An 18,693-nucleotide genomic window follows, 5' to 3' on the forward strand; every position below is an offset into this window, starting at 1 on the left:
ACCGCATCTATCAAGCCAGCAACCGCCGCTCTGACCGCGGCTGTGCCGGCGCCGCTCGGCGTGCGCCAGACGACCAGGCTGCGCGGCGCGGATACGATGCCGTCCGCCGGACTCTACGGCGTCAGCGGCAACCGACGTCGCCGGCGGCGCATTAACCTCCAGCTGCTACGATGCTGACGATGGGCTTGCGCTTTTCCGGTGTACCACCCATTGTACCAGCATCAGTACCAGCGGCGTCGTACGTGCGAAGAAACGCCTGCAAATTGGGTCTAAGGTAATAATAGGCGCAGAGTCCCACTCTCTCCGCCAGTATGCTGACATAAATACCTAATTTCAAACAAGAATTTGTTTGGTCAAGTTTACACATACCTCAATCCATCCCTCAAAATCGACCGGTCGTCTTATCGTCTCCAAAGAGCACGCCTGCTCTCCTTCGACTTAGGCCTTCGCGCCTCCCAGATCTCAAACCTGTGTGTGGCCGACATCTACGAGGAAAACGGCAATGTGGCACACAGCGCGCGCATAACCTCCTCAGGCAGCGAGAGACTACTAGTAAGCGCTCAGTTGATCCCCTTGTATCGGGTTAGCATCGAACATGCGAAGAATCCTCCGGTTGTGACGGAGGTTTTGGATGGTGTTAGACGGCAAAAAGGACGTCCATTTGGACGGCTCATCGACTGGAATAGTCAGCCGGCTTGAAGTGCTTGAGGGACCGACGGGGCGGCGCGTACGTTCGGAATCTGAGCGTGCTCGGATCGTTGCCGAGAGTTTATTGCCTGGCGCTCAGGTAGCGGAGGTGGCGCGCAAGCATGGTGCGACGCGCTGGCAGATTTACGACTGGCGCCGACGCTTTCGACAGAGAGGCGGCTTGCCGTCGTGCGACTCTCCGACGACAAGCTTCGCACCGCTGGTTGTGGAAGAGCCGTTAGACGAGCGTCACGTTCCGATGGTCAAGATTGAGATTGCGATCGGTGACATCGTCGTGCGGACGGACGCGGCGATCGGCGAGAAGCAACTATCACAGGTGATCCGCGCGGTGCGGACGTCACGATGATCGCTGCTGGCGCGGAGTTGAAGATTTACATCGCGACGCGGCCTGTCGACTTCCGCTGTGGTCACGATGGGCTTGCGGCGAAGGTGCAGGAGATGCTTGGTCTCGACCCGTTCTGCGGCGCGGCGTTCGTGTTCCGATCGAGGCGAGCGGATCGGATCAAGATTTTGGTCTGGGATCGCACGGGCCTGGTGTTGGTGCACAAGCGGCTCGAAGGCTGCAAGTTCGTGTGGCCGACGATTGCGGATGGCGTGATGCGGGTATCGCCGGCGATGTTTGCGGCCTTGTTTGAAGGTTTGGACTGGAGGCTGGTCCGTCCGGAGGAAGCACGGCGTCCGCAAGCGGCGGGATAACTGCGGCAGAGTGACTCGGGACGCTCTTTGCGCATGGCGAGAACGGCGGCGATGTGCTGGAAATAGCGCATGAACACCGCGGCGCTGCGCGACGAGAACGAACGCCTGAAGGCGCTTTTGGCGCAAACGCAAGCGACGTTGGGCGAGCATCAGGCGGCGCTGGCAACGTCGGAAGAGGCGCGGCGCCGGCTGGAGGTTATCCTCGGAGAACTTCGCCGCGAGAAGTTCGGCGCGAAGTCCGAGAAGCTGCGGCCTGATCAATATCATTTGCCGCTCGAAGACGTCGAGATCGCGCAAGGCGTCCTGGACGCGGCGCAGGAGAACGCGGCAGCGATTATCCAGGGCCGATCGCGCGGCGCATCAGATCAAGCCCGTCATCGCAATCGGGGCTGCCTGCCTGCGCATTTGCCGCGGGTGGAGCGGATCATCGAGCCTGCGAGCACGCTGTGTCCCTGCGGCTGCGGCGCGATGACGAAGATCGGCGAAGACGTCAGCGAGCGTCTCGACGTGATCCCGGCGCAATGGCGCGTGCTGGTCACGCGTCGTCCAAAATATGCTTGCCGCCGCTGCTCGGGCGCGGTCGTTCAGGCGCACGCGCCGGAGCATGTCGTGCCTGGCGGACTGCCGACCGAAGCGGCCATTGCGCAAGTGATCGTCGCCAAGTTCGGCGATCATACGCCGTTTTACCGGCAGGCCGGGATCTACGCGCGACAAGGGATCCGGCTCGACCGGGCGACGCTGGGGAACTGGTCCGGCCGCGCCTGCTTCCATCTCCAGGCTGTTGGGGATCGGATGCGCCGCCAACTGGCGGCGGCGGATCGCCTGTTCATGGACGAGACCACGGCGCCGGTGCTTGCTCCCGGGCGCGGCCAGACGAAGAAAGGCTTCTTCTGGGCTATTGTCTCCGACGACCGCGGCCACAGCGGCCCAAGTCCGCCGATCGTGCTGTTCCGATATGCGTCCGGACGCAGCGGCGCTTTCGCCAGGCAGTTCCTGGACGGCTTTAACGGGCGCTTCCTGCAATGCGACGCATACGAGGGCTATGATCGGCTGACCGGCGTTGCGCGACCGCAAGGCCCCTGGACGCTCGTGCATTGCTGGAGTCATCTGCGTCGGCGCTTCGTCAAGCTGGCGCGCAACAGCAGATCGCCGATCGCCGAAGACGCGGTCCGGCAGATTGCGCTTCTCTATGCCATCGAAGCCACGGTGCGCGGCTCATCGCCGGACATCCGACTGGCCGCGCGCAAGGAGCATTCGCGGCCTGTCGTTGCTGCTTTGAAGCCGTGGTTCGAGAAACAGCTGTCGATGATCTCCAGCAGCTCGACACTCGCCCAGGACATCCGCTACGCGCTCAATCATTGGCCGGGGCTGACCCGCTTCCTCGAAGACGGACGTCTCGAGCTCGACACCAATCCGGTCGAAAACGCCATCCGGCCGGTGTGCCTGACCAGAAAAAATGCGCTATTTGCTGGTCATGAAGTTGGAGCCGAGAATTGGGCTTTGCTGGCGTCGATCGTAGCCACCTGCAAGCTCAACGACGTCAACCCCGTCGCCTACATCGCCGAAACACTCGAGGCAATCATCGCCGGCCATCCTCAAAGCAAAATCGAAGACCTCATGCCCTGGAGATTCCGCAAAACGTCAAGCCCACATCAATGGGGCAGCGGTTGAGCGCTTACGACTACTACCAATTCGATCAAGTAGATTGCGATCAGCTCTCGCCAGCCACTTTGAGTGCGGTTTCCGCAGTCGTCACATCGACAACGCTACACCGGTCATTCGCTCTCAGCGAGGAGACGCGATGACGGCAGGTGGACTGGCAAAACTGCTGACGCACCTGTATCGGATAGCGGGAATCGAATCTGGAAGTTCTCGTTCGGGAAGAAGAACTCTTCGGGCACATCTTGAGAGCTTCGGCTTCACCCGACCCTAATCGAAAATTTTGTTGTCCGGGATAGTCCAACTAACCTTATTGTCCCGAACTCCCTTGAGTTCGACGTTACGGGACGCGCTCTTAGCGTCGATCCTGAGATTTCAAAAGCATTGAAACTCTCGATTACTTTTTGACAGGGCGATCTCCTCCTGGATCGAAAACGCGTCCGGTTAACAGGCGTGCTCACATCGAGCAGTAGCGTTTTGCATTTTTAACTGCATCATCGATCTCATCGGCCAACTGAGTTTCGCCCATTTGATGAAGATCGCAGGCCAGCGCCGATGCCTGAATCGAACTCATGGAGAGCGGCTCGCCATCCGCGTAGCAGAACTTGATGCGCCAAACGCCTTCCCGATTTCGATGCGGCTCGATCAGGATTATCGGTAGATCGGGTAATTCGTTCTTAGAAAACAGCACCGACAGCGCACCGGTCATGGCATTGCACTGAATTCGTCGGGAATCCGTCCTTCCCGGTAAAAGACCGTCGGCTCGTCATCGTAGTCGCCGGTTTCGTCATCCGAGGTTGTGGAGAAGGCAATGACGCCTGCCTTGGACACTCCAAGCCTCTGCGCGGTTCGACGAGCGCCCTCTGCTGATCGACACACAATCGGCGTGTCTGGCTTCAACTGATCGCCTTTTGCGGCGTTGAAGGACTGCACAATAAATTGTGTTTGAGGCGCCATTCCATGAACGTGCGCTCTTTCTGGTCTAATAGCTATTCATTCTGAGCCTGGGCCTGCCCTCACTAATACAAGGCAGCAAAATGTCGCCCGGTTTGATCGGGCCCTTGTATTTTCCCTAAGTCACCATATGTAGGTTGAGTTCGAACTATCGCTCTGGCTTGTTGACCGCGCCGAAACCGGCTCCATTCCCCAAGACATCGCTGAACTCGGATCAAGCTTGCACGGAGGTCGTGCGAGCAAAACGCGCTTTCGCGCATCTTGGAGATTATAAATGGCAACTGGAACAGTGAAGTGGTTCAATGCGACAAAGGGCTTCGGCTTCATTCAGCCTGACGGTGGCGGGCAGGATATCTTCGTTCATATCAGCGCGGTCGAACGCGCTGGCTTGAGCTCCCTCAATGACGGCCAGAAGGTTTCGTTCGAGGCCAAGACCGACAGCATGCGCGGCAAGACCAGCGCGGAGAATCTTCGAGTCGATTAAATTGCCGATTTGAGATGCCCACGGATGTACTGGGACCTCTAGATCGGGTGCGCGTCTCTCAGTGAGAGGTGTGCTCAGGTTATCGAAGTGTAGGAAGCCCGCTGGCCGCAAAGCCGGCGGGCTTTTGCTCATCGTGCGGCATTCGCTCCGAAGATAGCCATGGCTATTTGGTTCGAAAGAGCGCATGAACACGAAGCGCTCAACTAGCGCCGCTGCGCGGAAGTCCGCAGCAATAGGACCTTATTATAACCGGGTCGCGACACCTCCGCTGAATGTGGACATGAAGCTCTCGTGAGCCTGAACCGCGATGCTGTGCATCGCGAACGACGCATTAGCTTAGCTGAATTGTTGAAACAGGAATCGCGGCACGCTCGCAGGAGCGGGCGAGGTCGCGCCATTTCGTGTCGGCTCGGTTTGTGAGCCGCTGGCCCGGAGGCTATGTGACGATCGAACATGCCGTTGTGCAAATGCACCGCAAGCCGTGGGGGAGCACCGATCTGCTGCCCTGGGCTGCCACACCTGCAAATGGCGATGCAATCGGCGAGCTGTGGTTCGAACGCGCGGATGTCGCCGCGCCAAAATCGGCGTTGCTTCTCAAGTTGTTGTTTACAACCGAACCGCTCTCCATACAGGTTCATCCGGACGACACGTTTGCGCGGTCACTCGGCCTGCCGAACGGCAAAACAGAGGCTTGGTATATTCTTTCTGCGAAGCCTGGAGCGCAGGTTGCTATTGGATTGAAGCATCCGCTGTCGTCCGCGGGTTTGCGCGCTTCGATCGAAGACCGTTCCATCGCCGACAAAGTGCAGTGGCACACGGTTCGCGATGGCGATGTGATCTCCGTCCCCGCCGGCACTATTCATGCGATCGGCCCCGGCATCGTCCTCGCGGAGATCCAGCAGCAAAGCAACGTCACCTTTCGCCTGTTCGACTATGGACGGCAACGTGAACTGCATGTCGATCATGCCGTGGCCGTTGCCAAAACAGGACCGGCCGAATCTCAGCTGCCGCCGCAAAAGCTGACCGAAGCAAGAACCGCGCTCGTTGTCAGCCCTCAATTTGTACTGGAGCAGTTCGACCTTCCCGTAAATTCCATGTGGACGCTCGACGCGCCGGAAGAGACCTGGGTTTTGGTTGTCGGTGGTCATGCCCGGATCGGTTTGACTGACGCATTTCTCGGCGATGCCTTCTTCGTTGCCGCGGATCGCGCCGCAATCGAAACCGGTGACGAAGGCGTGACGGGCTTGCTCGTCTATCTCGGCCCAAATGTAAATTCTAGCGCGCTTGAGCAGCAGAGCGATATCGGCACCACTACCGGTCCGGTTTCTGCGTGCGTGCCATCAACACGGACTGCGTCCGAACACTTGCCGCCGTTCGCAGAACAGGAGGCACAGACGTGACCACGCTCAATCGTATGGCGTTCATTGGCAACTCATTGCCCCGCCGTTGCGGAATTGCGACCTTCACCACCGATCTCCAACGCGCCGTCGCTGACTCGCGTCCTGATCTCGAAGCCACCATCGTCGCCATGACCGATCATGATCAGGTCTACGACTATCCGCCCACCGTCGGTTTCCAGATCAACGATCGCTGCCCCGAAGACTATATTGGGGCGGCGGATTTCCTGAATGGCGGCAGGTTCCAGGCCGTGTCTCTGCAGCACGAATTTGGCATTTTCGGAGGCGAGGCCGGGAATCGAATTATGATGCTGCTGTCGCGGCTCACCATGCCGATCGTCACGACGCTACACACGGTTCTGACCGAGCCGACAACGGCGCAGCGCGACGTGCTCTCGCGCATCGTGGCCGTATCGTCCAAGATCGTCGTCATGGCCGAAAAGGGCCGCGAACTGTTGCGCAGCATCTACCATGTGCCCGACGAAAAGATCGAAGTGATCCCTCACGGCATCCCGGAATTTGAGTTCCTCGAACCAGACGGAGCCAAAGCCAAGCTCGGGTTCAGCAACAGAGCGGTGATTTTGACGTTCGGTCTGCTCTCGCCCAACAAGGGGGTCGAGGTCATGATCGATGCCATGCCGTCAATTCTGAAAAGCCGGCCGGATGCCGTTTACGTCGTTCTTGGCGCCACCCATCCGAACCTGGTGCGGGATCAGGGCGAGGTCTATCGTGAAAGTCTTATCGAGCGTGCACGGAAAGCCGGCGTCGAGGATCACGTGGTGTTCCTCGACCAGTTTGTCGATCAGAAGACTCTGCTCGGCTTCATTTCCATGTGCGACGTCTACGTCACGCCTTATCTCAACGAAGCCCAAATGACGTCAGGCACGCTGGCTTACAGTTTTGGGCTGGGGAAAGCCGTCGTTTCCACGCCGTATTGGCACGCGAGGGAATTGCTGGCCGACGGTCGCGGCATTCTGGTGCCGTTTGGCGATGCCGCCGCGATTGGCAGCGAGATTACAAAGCTGCTGAAGAACGATGCGCTGCGGCAGGCGATGCGAAAGCGCGCCTATTCGAGCAGCCGCTCCATGACATGGGAACGAACGGCGGACCGCTACATGTCCGTGTTTGAAAATGCCGGCCGCAGGCATCGGCTCAAGACGATTGCCCGATCGGACACCAGCACGTTGTTGCGCGATAGCCAGGCGCCGCCGGAGATGCAGATCGATCATTTGCTATCAATGTGCGACGATACCGGCCTGTTTCAGCATGCGGTTCACTGCGTACCGGATCGCTCTCATGGCTATTGCGTCGACGACAATGCGCGCGCGCTGTTGCTGGCATGCGCGCTTAACAATCCCGGCGAGCAGCGCTTGCCGGAGGTGCTGACGGCCCGCTTCGCCGCTTTCGTCCAGCATGCATGGAATCCTGACACCAGGCGCTTCCGCAATTTCATGGGCTTTGACCGGAACTGGCTCGAAGACACGGGATCGGAGGACAGCCACGGCCGAACGCTATGGGCGTTGGGCGTGTGCGCACTTGCTGACGCAAATCCGTCCCGGCGAACCTGGGCGGCGGCGCTGTTCGCAGACGTCATGTCGACCGCAGAGAGGCTTGCTTCGCCGCGCGCGTGGGTGTTCGTGTTGCTGGGGCTCGATGCCTACTGCACCGCCGCGGCCAATGATGAACGAGCTATCAGCCTCCGTCTTCGTCTCGCCGACAGATTGATGTCGATTCTTGCCGCGGTCGAGACGCCGGACTGGGTCTGGTTCGAGGAAGGGCTGGCTTATGACAATGCACGCTTGCCGCAAGCGCTGATCCTGACCGGCGTTGCCACCAAGACATCGGCCTATCTCGAAGCCGGTATGAAATCCCTCCGCTGGCTCGTGACGCAGCAGACCTCCGCCACGGGTCAGTTCAGACCTGTTGGCACCGAAGGATTTTCCGACAAGCGAAAGCCGCCCCGGGCGTTCGATCAACAGCCACTGGAAGCGGCCGCGACCATCGCTGCCTGTCTTGCGGCGTGGCGCGCCGATCATGACGTGGAGTGGAAGGCCGAAGCGGCGCGCGTGTTCGCATGGTTCCTCGGCAGCAATGATTTGTCGGTCTCGCTGGTCGATCTGGAAACCGGGAGTTGCCGCGACGGCCTGCACCCCGATCGCCCGAACGAGAACTGCGGGGGCGAATCCGTGGTATCTTATCTTCTCGGCCTTTGCGAAATTCGCCAGATTGCGCGCCTCAGCGAGAGCCGCGCGAATCTTCTGCCGCGCGTGGCTTGAGCACCCGAACCCACAATCTGCGTAAAAAACTCCGAGGAATCCTTGTCGCAACATCCCTTCCTGAGCCGTCAGGCGCTTTCTCTGCGACCCGACCCGACGCGCGTCATCGTGCGACCGTTTAAGCCGGCAACCGAGCCGCGCGACCTCAATCCGACGGACAAGACCCGCGCCAACCATATTGTCGACAGGGTTTTAAGCCTCGACGCGGATGCCGCAGCGAGCCAGTTGGCCGACGTGCTGGAGAATTTTGAGGGCCGCCATCGCAACCTGCTGCGAACATTCGAGGCGCGCGCCGAAGAGATGGAAGCCGCGTTGGCCGATCATGCTGCCTTCACGCAGGTGCAGCGCCAACTGATCGGCGCTTACTTCCTGAATGAATATTCGTTTGAGGCGTCCGCGCTGTTCAATCCCAGCATTGTGGCGCACCCGGATCAGTCGGGGGCGCCGGAAGGCAGTCTGCGCTTTATCCTCAGCCTTCGTGCGGTCGGCGAAGGTCATGTGTCGTCGTTGACGTTTCGATCCGGGCTCATTGCGGCCGACGGAACAGTCAGCGTCGATTCCACTGCACGGCTTGCATCAAGCCCCGAAATCCTCATTTCGGCGTCCGGCCGTGATGACGATGTCGAGGTTGTCTTCAAGCTCGATGAGCACATCAGCGAGCGGGTGATTTTCCCCATCACGGAATCTCAATCCAATGGAATCGAGGACGCGCGCTTCGTTGAATTTCGCGAGGGTGACCGCAGAACATATTATGCGACCTATACCGCCTATAGCGGACGGGCGATCCGATCGGAGCTCATCGAGACCTCCGACTTCGTCTCGTTTCGCCTCTCGGTTCTGAATGGCAACGCGGCGCGCAACAAGGGTATGGCGCTGTTTCCTCGCAAGATCGAGGGCAAATACGCGATGATCGCGCGGCAGGATAACGAGAACCTCTATCTGATTTACTCAGATGACCTGCGCACCTGGGATGGTGGACAGGCGATTCTGAAGCCGCAATTCCCGTGGGAGTTCGTGCAGATCGGCAATTGCGGATCGCCAATCGAACTCGACGAGGGATGGCTGTTGCTGACCCACGGCGTCGGGCCGGTCCGAAAGTATTCCATTGGCGCCGCATTGCTCGACAAGAACGATCCTTCGAAGGTCATCGGCCGTTTGCGTGAGCCGTTGCTTCGCCCCGATCCCTCGGAGCGCGAAGGATACGTTCCGAACGTCGTCTATACCTGCGGCGCGATGCGGCACAACGATAAAATCATCTTCCCTTACGCCGTCTCCGATACGTTTTCCAATTTCGCGACTATCGAAATTGCCGCGCTGATGAAAGCTATGGCGGGATGATCACTGCCCCGATTCAACGTCAGGGATATCTAACATGAATGACCGTCTTGATATGTTGAAGAAGGCGCGGGATCGCATGGTCGAAGACCGCGATGCTCATGCCAGGGTGCTCGCGGCGCCGTTCGATCGCGACAAGGCGGAACGCGCGCGAACGAAGTTCATGGAAATTCAGGGATTGATCGACGCGATCGACCGCGCGATCCGCGGGGAGCACACCGCTTAAATCTCGGTCTGCCACCGATTCATGACGGGAGCAGCGAACAGTATTGATGAGTGAGCAAGTCCGCCGCCGTCAATTCGACGATCTTTCGCTTGGCGTCTCGGGCGGACGTTCCCATCATCGTGAGATAGAGGGTGTCAACATCCTCGCGGGTGAGCGCGCGCAGTCTCGCCAGTGGCGCATCGCGCGTGCTTGTTGTGCCGTCCGCGAATTCGCTCATCCGATTGGGGATAATGCATCTTCGCGGTAAATTTCATGTTCGACCTCGAAGTCGCTTGCGTCAGAAGCGTCCCAATGCACTTCCAGTGCCGCCCGCACGCTTCGCTCATCCATGCCGCTCTCCTGTATATCCTACGTCTTGCGCTTTCTCTGAAACATGGACGCTGTTACCGATCGCACCTCGTTGGATAATTCCGCTGATACCCTGATATAATCGACGTCGTGTGCGGCAACTCTGTGAGCTCGTACACCGTCACAAATCGATCACGACATCACCTGAAGGTTGCGCGCAGCAGATCAGTACATTCCCTTCCGTCGGGGCATCGATCGGGTCCGGGCGGTAACCGACCGCGCCTGCCACAAGGCCAGACTCGCAGGTGTGACAGACCCCGGTTCGACACGCGAACCGCACAGGTACGTCGCAAGCCTCGGCCAGCTCGAGCAAACTCTTGAACGATGACGCCCAGCGGACATTGAGTCCGGTACGGGCAAACGAAACCATTGGTCCTGAGCCCGGAGGACCTGCGGGTAAATGCGGCAGCCGGCGCGGCGAAGCAGCAATGCCGGGGGTGATCGACAGACCGGCACCAAACGTTTCGGTGTGGATGCGATCCGGCTGGACGCCCAATTCTTTGAGCCCGGCGGTCAGATCGCTCATGAAGGTGGAGGGTCCGCAGATATAGCAATCGCTATTACGCGGTATGTTGAGTTCCTGAAGGACTCGTACATTCAGGCGCCCGGTATCGTCGAAATCTACATTGCGTCGATCCTCGGGATCGGGCGAGCTGTAGCAAATGTGGCTGTGGCGATGGGGAAGCGCTGCAAGCAGCCTGCGCGTTTCGTCGGCAAACGGATGTTCGCGGCCGTTTCGGGTACCGTATAGCCACCAGATCTCCCGCGTTGATGCTTCGGCAACCAGCGCGTGAAGCATCGCGAGCACCGGCGTCACGCCAATCCCCGCACTCAACAATACAACAGGCGCATCGCCCGGCTGTAATGTGAAACTGCCGCGCGCAGCGCTGGCCTGTAGGATGTCGCCAACTCGCAGCTCGTCGTTAACGTAAGAGCTCGCCGCGCCATAGGCTTCCCGCTTGACACTCACGCGATAGGAGGAGGCACCGGGCTCCCCTGACAGCGAATAGCTGCGCATCAATGCGGGCGAAGAGGCGGGCTCGAATCGCAGGACAACGAACTGTCCGGGGAGCGCTGCGGCGACGGGGCTTCTATCCGTGGGTTCCAGCAGCAGCGAAGTCACGTCGTCGCTTTCGCGTACCTTGTTTGACAGGCGAAACCGGCGGAATCCACGCCACGCCGGCGGCGAGACGGATGCTGTTAGTCCGGCGTTTCCTATCGTCACGTCCCCCTTGCGCTCTTGGGTGAGCAACGCCTCGAGGGAATGACGCCATCCGGCGCTCAGCACTGGTATGCGCAGCGCGCGCTCCAGCTGATCGCGGGGATGTCCCGGCTTGTAAAGCAGCGCGTCAATCTCGGACACGCTCATGCGTTCGGGACCGGAGATGACCTGCGTAATTTCGTTGCCTGCCTCCACTTCTCCTTCCTCCAGCACACGGAAATAGAATCCGGGTCTGCCGTGCTTCACCACCAGCGCGGCCATTTCCGGTTCGTTCATACGGATGCCTAGCCGGTAACAGGTGACGCGCGGCTGCGTCACCTCGAACAATGCGCCGCCGATCCGGTACCGATCTCCGATGCACACTTCGGCATCTGGCAGGCCATCGACAGTGAAGTTCTCCCCGAACTGCCCATAAGTGAAGTCATTCCGCCCAAGATGGTTCTGCCAGTACCGATAGGAATCCATTTGATAGACAAATACGGCACGGCGTTCGCCGCCGTGGCCATTCAAGTCGCCTTGTCCGTCGCCGTCTATATTGAGCCGGCGCACCATGCGCGGACCGGTGACCGGCGCCTTCCAAATGCCGGTATGGACCGTCCTGCCTTGCCAGGTGATGTCCTGCGGCCGGCCAACATTGACTGAAAGCAAGCGTCCCATCACGGATCCCGATAATTCAACGCGATCTGGAAACGAGGTCGATTTCCCCGAGCACAAGCTCCGAGGCACGAGCCATGGCTTCATCCCTCCCGTGGCAGTTTTCGCATCGCGTGCCTCTATCATTAGCGTGTGATGTTGGGTGCACTTTTTCATTCGACCTTCGGAAGAGCCGGGTCATATCATTGCATGAGGGGTCCGCTAGAGTTCTACGTTCACGTTGAGTTGAGCATCAGGAGGCAATCATGACCAAAACTTCTTCAACACTCGATATGAAGCTCGAGGTTATCGTGATCCCTGTTTCGAACGTGGATCGCTCTAAGCAGTTCTACGGCGATCTGGGGTGGAGGCTCGACGCTGATTTCATCTTCGACGATGGTTTCCGCGTTATACAGTTCACGCCCCCTGGTTCTGGAGCTTCGATTATCTTCGGCACGAATGTCACTGCGGCGGCACCGGGCTCCGCCAGGGGACTATACCTGGTCGTCGCTGACATCGAGGCTGCGTGCAAGGAACTGCTCAGCCGCGGCGTGAAGGTCAGCGAGCCATTTCATGGCGGTGGCGACGTGCATACCGGAGCCGACGAGCCTCATTTGTTCGGCAGTGTCCGCCTCAGTGGTCCGGATCCTGAACGCCGCAGCTACCTCTCGCTGGCCTCGTTCAACGATCCAGACGGCAACGGTTGGATGCTCCAGGAAATTACCACGCGGCTTCCGGGTCGAGTCGAGGGTAACACGATCTTTACCTCGGCAGCAGGGCTCGCGGCTGCGCTGCGGCGCGCTGCGATCGCGCATGGCGAGCATGAGAAACGAGCAGGCGGGCATGATGCGAACTGGCCGGACTGGTACGCCGAGTATATCGTTCGCGAGCAGGCCGCCAAACCGCTGCCATCATGAAGCCCGCATAAGCTCTGGCTTATCGATGACCAACTGACCAGCGGCTGCGTGAGTTTGGCCGCTGAGGATAGCAATGAGCCATCAAATCCTGGTTTTTTACGGTTCCTATCGTTCCGACCGGATGGGCATTCGCCTCGCCGAATTCGTCATTGAGCGGTTGCGGCGCCGAGGCGAAGTCGTCGAACTGATCGACGCCAAGGCGGTCAATCTTCCGATGCTCGACAGAATGTATAAAGAATATCCGCCGGGAGGAGCGCCCGAGCAGCTTCAGCGGTTGGCGAACAAGATTCGCCATGCCGACGGCTTCGTATTCGTCACGGGCGAATATAATTGGGGTATCCAGCCCGGACTGAAAAATCTGACCGATCATTTTCTCGAGGAGTGGTTTTGGCGGCCCGCTGCGATCGCGAGCTATTCGGCAGGACGCTTCTCCGGCGCACGGGCTGCAACCGCTTGGCACGGCACTCTTTCCGAGATGGGGATGGTCGTGGTTTCAAGCACAATTGCGGTTGGTCCCATCGCGCAGACCCTCGCGGCTGATGGTGCCCCGATAGGTGCCGGCGGCGAGGCCCTCGAAAGGGCGTTTCCGCGCTTTGCCGACGATCTGATGTGGTGGGTCGAAGCGGCAAAGATGCAGCGACAACGCAAGGAGCCGCCGTATTGATCGCTGATTGTCGGGACGGCGGTCGAATCGATAGACAGTTTGCGGTGGCTTGGCGATATCCGATTCACGAGGCTCGCGCGATGACAGGCGACTTCGTCTTCACCGCCACCATCAGAGCCTCTGCGGCTGGGCCTGAGGAATGCGGGTTCTGTCCGGTGATCAGTAGGCCGTCGCTAACAACGTGAGACGTCCAGTTTGCTGTCTTCGAAAAGATGGCCAAGCTTCAGAATCTCGTCTTCGACGAGGAAGGGCACCACGTTGGTGGGTCCACCGCTTCTTCTTCGCCTTTGGTGAAGCCGGTAACTTCCTTGCCCTGCACTAGCGGCTTGCCGTCCGGCGTCTTGACGTGATGCAACGCGCCCGTGGAATGGCACACGGTGCCGATCGGTTTGCCGGCGGCCAGGAAAGACTCGATCAACTTTATGGAGTGCTTGTCTTCGGCGAGATCCACATCGGACCATGGCCGCCCGGGTAGAACACCGTGTCGAAATCTTCCTGCCTGACACTGTCCAGACGAACTGTTTTGTCGAGCTGAGCTTCCGCGGCCGCGTCGTTTTCGAACCGGAGCGTAAGGTCGGTGCGGGAGTCAGGCTCATTGCTCTTGGGATCAAGCGGCGGTCGTCCGCCCTTGGGTGAGGCGAGTGTAATCTCAACGCCGGCATCCTTGAAAACGTAATAGGGCGCTGCGAGCTCCTCGAGCCAGAAGCCCGTCTTCCGTCCGGTGTTACCCAGTTGGTCGTGTGATGTGATTACCATCAGCACCTTCATGACGGTCTCCTTCGTTGCGGTCACTGAGTAAAGCACGACACCGAAGTATTCGCGGGAATATCTCATCCCTTTGCGGCTTGTTGCCGAGGCGATCTCGAAGCTCACGATAACGTGATGCCTTTTCCGGACTGAGAGCGTGATGCTCACTCATACCCTGAGCGTCAATTACTCGCTGTAAGCGGCATCTTTCCAACGTTCAATGATTCTGACGCGGTGGCGGAGATGCTTTCAAGTCGTGACTCCAGTTCTGCGAGACGAGGAGCCCGAACGAAAAGGTAACGCACATGATTGGGAATAACCGCCTGAACATCTTCGGTCGACGACGATTTCTTGGGGTGGCCGCCGGCGCGTTAGCGACGACGCAACTATCACCGGTTCAAGCTGCTGACGCGGAGCTGGTTCTCGACGGAAACATCAAACTGGCGCAATCCGAGGGCGGGGGTTCGTTTTCGCCCTTGAAGCAGATCGATGCCGGAGTCCTCAACGTCGGATATGTTGAAGCCGGCCCCGTCGATGGACCGGCGGTTATTTTGTTGCATGGCTGGCCATATGACATTCACGCCTTCGGTGAGGTCACTCCGCGACTGGCGTTAGCGGGTTTTCGAGTCATTGTTCCCTATGCGCGGGGTTACGGTTCGACGACCTTCCTGTCGAGCGAAACCCTGAGGACGGGTCAGCCGTCTGCTTTGGCCGTCGACACGATTGCCCTGATGGATGCGCTCAACATCAAGCGGGCGACCATCGCTGGCTTCGATTGGGGAGCGCGCACCGCCGACATTGTCGCCGCGCTCTGGCCGATCGGGTCAAGGGCATCGTCTCGGTGAGCGGCTACCTCATTGGAAGCCAGGAAGCGGGAAAGATGCCCCTGCCTCCGAAGGCCGAGCTTCAGTGGTGGTACCAATTCTATTTTGCCACGGAACGTGGCCGCGAGGGTTACTCCAAGTGGCGTCGCGAGTTTGCTCAGCTGATATGGAAACTTGCGTCCCCGAAGTGGGAGTTCGACGACGCGACGTTCGCTCGCAGTGCGACAGCTTTCGATAATCCGGATCATGTCGATATCGTGATCCATAACTACCGATGGCGCCTCGGTTTAGCTCAAGGCGATCCAGGCCTGGATGAGCTGGAAGCGAAGCTGGCCGCTGCGCCGCAGATCGGTGTGCCGACCATCACTCTTGAAGGGGATGAAAACGGCGCACCGCATCCGGACCCCGCCGCTTATGCCAAAAAATTCTCTGGCAAGTACCTGCACCGCCTCGTGCAGGGCGGCGTCGGTCACAATTTGCCTCAGGAGGCCCCGGCCGCCTTTGCCCAGGCCGTCATCGACGTCAGCAAGAGCTAACCCCTCAATCTGGATCAGGAGCAAGTGGCATGGCACATCTCGCTCATCCTTCGAGCAAAGCGGCGGCCGATTTCGAGCGCCACCAGGATCGTCGCCAATTCCTCAACATGGCTGCGACCGGCGTGGTGTCCGCAAGTGCGGCCAGCCTCCTCTCGACGCATCCGGCTCTGGCAGCGGAAAAAACAACCATTCGTCCTTTTCACATTGACGTCTCCAGGGAGATGCTCGTCAACCTCCGCGAACGCCTGATGATGACCCGCTGGCCAGACCGCGAAACGGTCGCCGATCCGTCCCAGGGGGTACAGCTGAGGACAGTTCAACAACTCGCGCAGTATTGGCGGACGGACTACGACTGGCGGAAGGTGGAAGCGCGGCTCATGGCATTGCCGCAGTTCGTCACCGAGATCGACGGACTCGACATTCATTTCATTCACGTTCGCTCGAAACATGACAATGCGCTGCCGATGATCGTGACCCACGGTTGGCCCGGTTCGATCATCGAGCAGATGAAGATTATCGATCCACTGACCAATCCCACGGCGCACGGGGCCACCGCATCGGATGCATTCCATCTGGTGATCCCCTCGCTACCAGGTCACGGCTTTTCTGGTAAGCCGACTGCGCCCGGGTGGACGCCCGTCAGTATTGCTCGCGCGTGGGCGACGTTGATGCAACGCCTGGGCTACACACGTTATGTGGCGCAGGGTGGGGATTGGGGAAATGCTGTTTCAGAGGTGATGGCGCTACAGCAGCCGGCGGGATTGCTCGGCATTCACACCAATATGGCGGCCACCGTTCCAGCCGATGTTTCAAAAGCTCTTGCGGTTGGGGGCCCGCCGCCGGCCGGCCTCTCGGCCGATGAAAAACATGCTTGGGACCAACTCGATGATTTCTACAAGCATGGTCTGGCCTGCGCCCAGGAAATGTCAAACCGGCCCCAGACACTTTACGGTATTGCGGATTCGCCCGTCGGCCTCGCCGCGTGGATGCTTGATCACGACATCCGCAGTTACCGCATGATCTCACGCATCTTTGATGGAAAGACAGAGGGGCTGGCCAGGGACGACGTCCTCGACAACGTCACGCTCTACTGGCTGACCAACACCGCAATCTCCTCGGCGCGGCTCGATTGGGACACCGCGCAGATTTCGACGGGAGGAGGTTTTTTCGACGTCAGAGGCGTCACGATCCCGGTGGCCGTGAGCGCCTTCCCCAACGAAATCTATGCGGCCCCAGCGCAGCTGGGCAGAGCGGGCGTATCCCAAGCTCATTCATTATAACAAGCTCGACAAAGGTGGTCATTTCGCCGCTTGGGAGCAACCCGCGCTGTTTTGCTCCGAGATGCGCGCCGCACTTCGATCGCTCCGCCGAACGATTTGACGAGTGCTCTCGGTTGCTCTCTGAGAGAAATTCAAGGCAAGCACCACAGTATGTTCTCGTCCAGACTGTAGGAATGCAAGGACCTGCGAGACATCCTTTCTCTTCAAGCCTCAAGAGCCTCAAGGGCAGGGAGTATGACCGGGTTGCACAAGTTCAGGCGCGATGTGCAAGCTGCGGGTGCTCCAATACGCTGACAAGATTGGCGACGTCGGCAAGACTTGCGGGAACCTTCTTCGCAGAAGACCTCGCGCTCAGTAACGGCAACCACCTTGACGTTCAAAACTCGGACCTCGCTATAAGGCGAGGCCGCAGGTCTTTCTTGATTTCCGGCGAGCGGCTGCGACTGAGGGCGGTATACTGATTTGGAAATTCTCTCCGCCAGTAATACGCGCGCTCAGTTCAAGCGGCTCAGAAACGGAATCGCGCCATCCACCTCGAAATGCTGAAATTCGTCTTTCAGTGATGGATGGCCAAACCGCTCCTGCAAGGCTAACGCCGCCTCTCGGGTCGGGCATGGCATTACGTCACCCACGACGTTGCGCGGGTCCGGCGGCGCTTCGCGCTTCACGGGCATCATCGCAAAGCCGCATTTAGCTTTGGCGTCAGGCCATAACGCAAATACAATGCTGCACCGGTCAAAACTTTGCTGAAGAAGCGTATCGTCTTTCTCCATCGCCCGATTGAATGCCTCGCCTCCGTGCTCCAAGGCACGACGCAACGAGTCGATTACGAAGGTGTTGAATTCATCGTCGTCGATCATCGATCTTCTTTAGCTCCTGTACCAATTCGGCTTGCGCCCGGCGCTGCGAATTTGCTGTCCTGTCGTGTATCGCGACAAGCTGTCGATTACGCCTGGCGACGCCATAACTGGGATTGATCCGCCGGACAAGTGAATGTTCGCGGGCCTCAAATCGCGACCGCTGGATAACACGGGAGCGATGCAAGACCCTCGTTACTGAAGCGCGGCACATTCGGAGTCAATGCTGATACGAGCCGGCCGGTTGAGAAGCATTTAAAAATGTCTCGCAACGCAACGAGATGACGCTTAACCGCTATCGGCAAAAAGGCGATGTACGCGGTGCGGCAGGAAACCACCGACTTGTTGAAAATGGGAGTGACCGTATGATCGAAGTTCAGCGCATCGGTGAGGGCGACCCACTCGATTTCGAGGTCGTGGTCCGCGAAGGAAAGGGCGAGACCCGTCACCGCGTCACCATGTCTGAAGCGAAGAGCAGGCAGCTGACAGCCGGCAAGCATCCGCCAGAGCGCTGCCTCGAAGCCGCCTTTCGCTTCTTGCTCGACCGGGAGCCCAAGGAGTCGATCCTCGCTCGCTTCGATATTTCCGTGATTTCACGATACTTCCCTGAATTCGAGCAGGAGCTGCCGCGGTATCTCGCGCGGCTCTGATGTCATCGCATGCTCGCGGTATGTCGCGGCAACGCCGGGAACGCGTTCGCGGGTTGCACAGGGTGTTCCGCTATGCTTGTTTGGGATGTCATTGGTGCCTCCCGAGGGAGGTGAAATGGGAATGCGGTGCGGGGCTACTGCCCCCAATGCCGCGGCTGCCCCCGCAACTGTAAGCGGCCATCCGCATCTATTCGGCCACTGGACATGCCATGCATGTGCGGGAAGGCGGATCCGGATAACGGCCGTGAGCCAGGAGACCGGCCGGTGATGCATGCTACCG

At 59.2% G+C, this 18,693-nt stretch carries 16 protein-coding genes, 4 pseudogenes and 1 riboswitch; of the genes and pseudogenes, 13 read left to right on the forward strand and 7 right to left on the reverse strand.

What is annotated here, in order from left to right; translation table 11 throughout:
* The first annotated feature begins 631 nt into the window (after nt 1–631).
* The 3 genes from ACSZOQ_RS18800 (at nt 632) to tnpC (ending at nt 3,075) form a co-directional block, all read left to right on the forward strand.
* Nucleotides 632–1,054 (forward strand): transposase, encoded by a 423-nt coding sequence (locus ACSZOQ_RS18800; RefSeq protein WP_439923187.1) that lies wholly within the window; start codon nt 632–634, stop codon nt 1,052–1,054.
* Nucleotides 1,051–1,404 carry an IS66 family insertion sequence element accessory protein TnpB gene (gene tnpB / locus ACSZOQ_RS18805; RefSeq protein ID WP_439923186.1) on the forward strand — a complete coding sequence of 118 codons (354 nt, stop codon included), beginning with the start codon at nt 1,051–1,053 and terminating at the stop codon, nt 1,402–1,404. Before ACSZOQ_RS18800 ends, tnpB begins: the two co-directional genes overlap by 4 nt.
* A gap of 69 nt (nt 1,405–1,473) precedes the next feature.
* Nucleotides 1,474–3,075, forward strand: coding sequence for an IS66 family transposase (tnpC, locus tag ACSZOQ_RS18810; protein WP_439922718.1), 1,602 nt, complete (start codon nt 1,474–1,476; stop codon nt 3,073–3,075).
* Between the two features lie 445 nt (nt 3,076–3,520).
* On the opposite strand, the gene ACSZOQ_RS18815 is transcribed toward tnpC, so the two are convergent.
* On the reverse strand, nt 3,521–3,772 hold the full coding sequence (locus ACSZOQ_RS18815) for a hypothetical protein (RefSeq protein WP_439923890.1): 252 nt from the start codon (nt 3,770–3,772) through the stop codon (nt 3,521–3,523).
* On the reverse strand, nt 3,769–4,020 hold the full coding sequence (locus ACSZOQ_RS18820) for a hypothetical protein (RefSeq protein ID WP_439923891.1): 252 nt from the start codon (nt 4,018–4,020) through the stop codon (nt 3,769–3,771). The genes ACSZOQ_RS18815 and ACSZOQ_RS18820 overlap by 4 nt, the downstream gene beginning before the upstream one ends.
* A 271-nt stretch (nt 4,021–4,291) precedes the next feature.
* On the opposite strand from ACSZOQ_RS18820, the gene ACSZOQ_RS18825 reads away from it, so the two are divergent.
* From ACSZOQ_RS18825 to ACSZOQ_RS18845, 5 genes are all read left to right on the forward strand, one after another.
* Complete coding sequence (locus ACSZOQ_RS18825; protein WP_011509387.1) at nt 4,292–4,501, forward strand: cold-shock protein; 210 nt, start codon at nt 4,292–4,294, stop codon at nt 4,499–4,501.
* Nucleotides 4,502–4,941: 440 nt separating this feature from the next.
* Nucleotides 4,942–5,901: a class I mannose-6-phosphate isomerase gene (locus ACSZOQ_RS18830; protein WP_439923892.1), complete on the forward strand. Its 960-nt coding sequence runs from the start codon at nt 4,942–4,944 to the stop codon at nt 5,899–5,901.
* Complete coding sequence (locus ACSZOQ_RS18835; RefSeq protein ID WP_439923894.1) at nt 5,898–8,174, forward strand: glycosyltransferase family 4 protein; 2,277 nt, start codon at nt 5,898–5,900, stop codon at nt 8,172–8,174. The genes ACSZOQ_RS18830 and ACSZOQ_RS18835 overlap by 4 nt, the downstream gene beginning before the upstream one ends.
* A 42-nt stretch (nt 8,175–8,216) precedes the next feature.
* Nucleotides 8,217–9,512, forward strand: coding sequence for a glycoside hydrolase family 130 protein (locus ACSZOQ_RS18840; protein WP_439923895.1), 1,296 nt, complete (start codon nt 8,217–8,219; stop codon nt 9,510–9,512).
* A 34-nt stretch (nt 9,513–9,546) separates the two neighbouring features.
* Nucleotides 9,547–9,735, forward strand: coding sequence for a hypothetical protein (locus ACSZOQ_RS18845; protein WP_439923896.1), 189 nt, complete (start codon nt 9,547–9,549; stop codon nt 9,733–9,735).
* Between the two features lie 19 nt (nt 9,736–9,754).
* Here the strand turns inward: ACSZOQ_RS18845 and ACSZOQ_RS18850 are convergent, their stop codons facing one another.
* The 3 genes and pseudogenes from ACSZOQ_RS18850 to ACSZOQ_RS18860 form a co-directional block, all read right to left on the reverse strand.
* The gene (locus tag ACSZOQ_RS18850) at nt 9,755–9,952 is read right to left on the reverse strand and encodes a hypothetical protein (RefSeq protein WP_439926168.1); all 198 of its coding nucleotides are present in this window, start codon (nt 9,950–9,952) and stop codon (nt 9,755–9,757) included.
* A pseudogene (locus ACSZOQ_RS18855) lies at nt 9,933–10,065 on the reverse strand (nuclear transport factor 2 family protein); the annotation flags it as partial. The pseudogene ACSZOQ_RS18855 and the gene ACSZOQ_RS18850, both read right to left, overlap by 20 nt.
* A gap of 139 nt (nt 10,066–10,204) precedes the next feature.
* A complete protein-coding gene (locus tag ACSZOQ_RS18860) occupies nt 10,205–11,962 on the reverse strand; it encodes an MOSC domain-containing protein (RefSeq protein WP_439923897.1) in 1,758 nt (585 codons plus the stop codon).
* Between the two features lie 242 nt (nt 11,963–12,204).
* Here ACSZOQ_RS18860 and ACSZOQ_RS18865 point away from each other — a divergent pair, with 242 nt between their 5' ends.
* Both ACSZOQ_RS18865 and ACSZOQ_RS18870 read left to right on the forward strand, forming a co-directional pair.
* The gene (locus ACSZOQ_RS18865) at nt 12,205–12,855 is read left to right on the forward strand and encodes a VOC family protein (protein WP_439923898.1); all 651 of its coding nucleotides are present in this window, start codon (nt 12,205–12,207) and stop codon (nt 12,853–12,855) included.
* 73 nt (nt 12,856–12,928) lie between these two features.
* A complete protein-coding gene (locus ACSZOQ_RS18870; protein ID WP_439923899.1) occupies nt 12,929–13,519 on the forward strand; it encodes an NADPH-dependent FMN reductase in 591 nt (196 codons plus the stop codon).
* A gap of 64 nt (nt 13,520–13,583) precedes the next feature.
* Here ACSZOQ_RS18870 and ACSZOQ_RS18875 read toward each other — a convergent pair.
* A pseudogene (locus tag ACSZOQ_RS18875) lies at nt 13,584–14,287 on the reverse strand (type 1 glutamine amidotransferase domain-containing protein).
* A 284-nt stretch (nt 14,288–14,571) separates the two neighbouring features.
* Between ACSZOQ_RS18875 and ACSZOQ_RS18880 the strand changes: the two are divergent.
* Together ACSZOQ_RS18880 and ACSZOQ_RS18885 are read left to right on the forward strand one after the other, a co-directional pair.
* Nucleotides 14,572–15,626 (forward strand): annotated as a pseudogene (locus ACSZOQ_RS18880) (alpha/beta fold hydrolase).
* A gap of 107 nt (nt 15,627–15,733) precedes the next feature.
* Nucleotides 15,734–17,006 (forward strand): annotated as a pseudogene (locus ACSZOQ_RS18885) (epoxide hydrolase family protein).
* A 394-nt stretch (nt 17,007–17,400) separates the two neighbouring features.
* Here ACSZOQ_RS18885 and ACSZOQ_RS18890 read toward each other — a convergent pair.
* A complete protein-coding gene (locus ACSZOQ_RS18890) occupies nt 17,401–17,766 on the reverse strand; it encodes a hypothetical protein (protein WP_439923900.1) in 366 nt (121 codons plus the stop codon).
* Between the two features lie 362 nt (nt 17,767–18,128).
* Here ACSZOQ_RS18890 and ACSZOQ_RS18895 point away from each other — a divergent pair, with 362 nt between their 5' ends.
* The gene (locus ACSZOQ_RS18895; RefSeq protein WP_439926139.1) at nt 18,129–18,413 is read left to right on the forward strand and encodes a hypothetical protein; all 285 of its coding nucleotides are present in this window, start codon (nt 18,129–18,131) and stop codon (nt 18,411–18,413) included.
* A 75-nt stretch (nt 18,414–18,488) separates the two neighbouring features.
* Nucleotides 18,489–18,693: riboswitch (cobalamin riboswitch) on the forward strand.

The sequence above is a fragment of the Nitrobacter sp. JJSN genome (assembly GCF_051912485.1).
In the GTDB taxonomy this organism is placed as follows: domain Bacteria; phylum Pseudomonadota; class Alphaproteobacteria; order Rhizobiales; family Xanthobacteraceae; genus Nitrobacter.

Excerpts from the sequence above, each read along its gene's own strand:
- tnpB (WP_439923186.1), top strand. The coding sequence starts at position 1,051 with ATGATCGCTGCTGGCGCGGAGTTGAAGATTTACATCGCGACGCGGCCT.
- ACSZOQ_RS18850 (WP_439926168.1), bottom strand. The coding sequence starts at position 9,952 with ATGAGCGAATTCGCGGACGGCACAACAAGCACGCGCGATGCGCCACTG.
- ACSZOQ_RS18820 (WP_439923891.1), bottom strand. The coding sequence starts at position 4,020 with ATGGCGCCTCAAACACAATTTATTGTGCAGTCCTTCAACGCCGCAAAA.
- ACSZOQ_RS18865 (WP_439923898.1), top strand. The coding sequence starts at position 12,205 with ATGACCAAAACTTCTTCAACACTCGATATGAAGCTCGAGGTTATCGTG.
- tnpC (WP_439922718.1), top strand. The coding sequence starts at position 1,474 with ATGAACACCGCGGCGCTGCGCGACGAGAACGAACGCCTGAAGGCGCTT.
- ACSZOQ_RS18890 (WP_439923900.1), bottom strand. The coding sequence starts at position 17,766 with ATGATCGACGACGATGAATTCAACACCTTCGTAATCGACTCGTTGCGT.
- ACSZOQ_RS18845 (WP_439923896.1), top strand. The coding sequence starts at position 9,547 with ATGAATGACCGTCTTGATATGTTGAAGAAGGCGCGGGATCGCATGGTC.
- ACSZOQ_RS18860 (WP_439923897.1), bottom strand. The coding sequence starts at position 11,962 with ATGGGACGCTTGCTTTCAGTCAATGTTGGCCGGCCGCAGGACATCACC.
- ACSZOQ_RS18825 (WP_011509387.1), top strand. The coding sequence starts at position 4,292 with ATGGCAACTGGAACAGTGAAGTGGTTCAATGCGACAAAGGGCTTCGGC.
- ACSZOQ_RS18870 (WP_439923899.1), top strand. The coding sequence starts at position 12,929 with ATGAGCCATCAAATCCTGGTTTTTTACGGTTCCTATCGTTCCGACCGG.
- ACSZOQ_RS18800 (WP_439923187.1), top strand. The coding sequence starts at position 632 with ATGGTGTTAGACGGCAAAAAGGACGTCCATTTGGACGGCTCATCGACT.
- ACSZOQ_RS18815 (WP_439923890.1), bottom strand. The coding sequence starts at position 3,772 with ATGACCGGTGCGCTGTCGGTGCTGTTTTCTAAGAACGAATTACCCGAT.
- ACSZOQ_RS18895 (WP_439926139.1), top strand. The coding sequence starts at position 18,129 with ATGATCGAAGTTCAGCGCATCGGTGAGGGCGACCCACTCGATTTCGAG.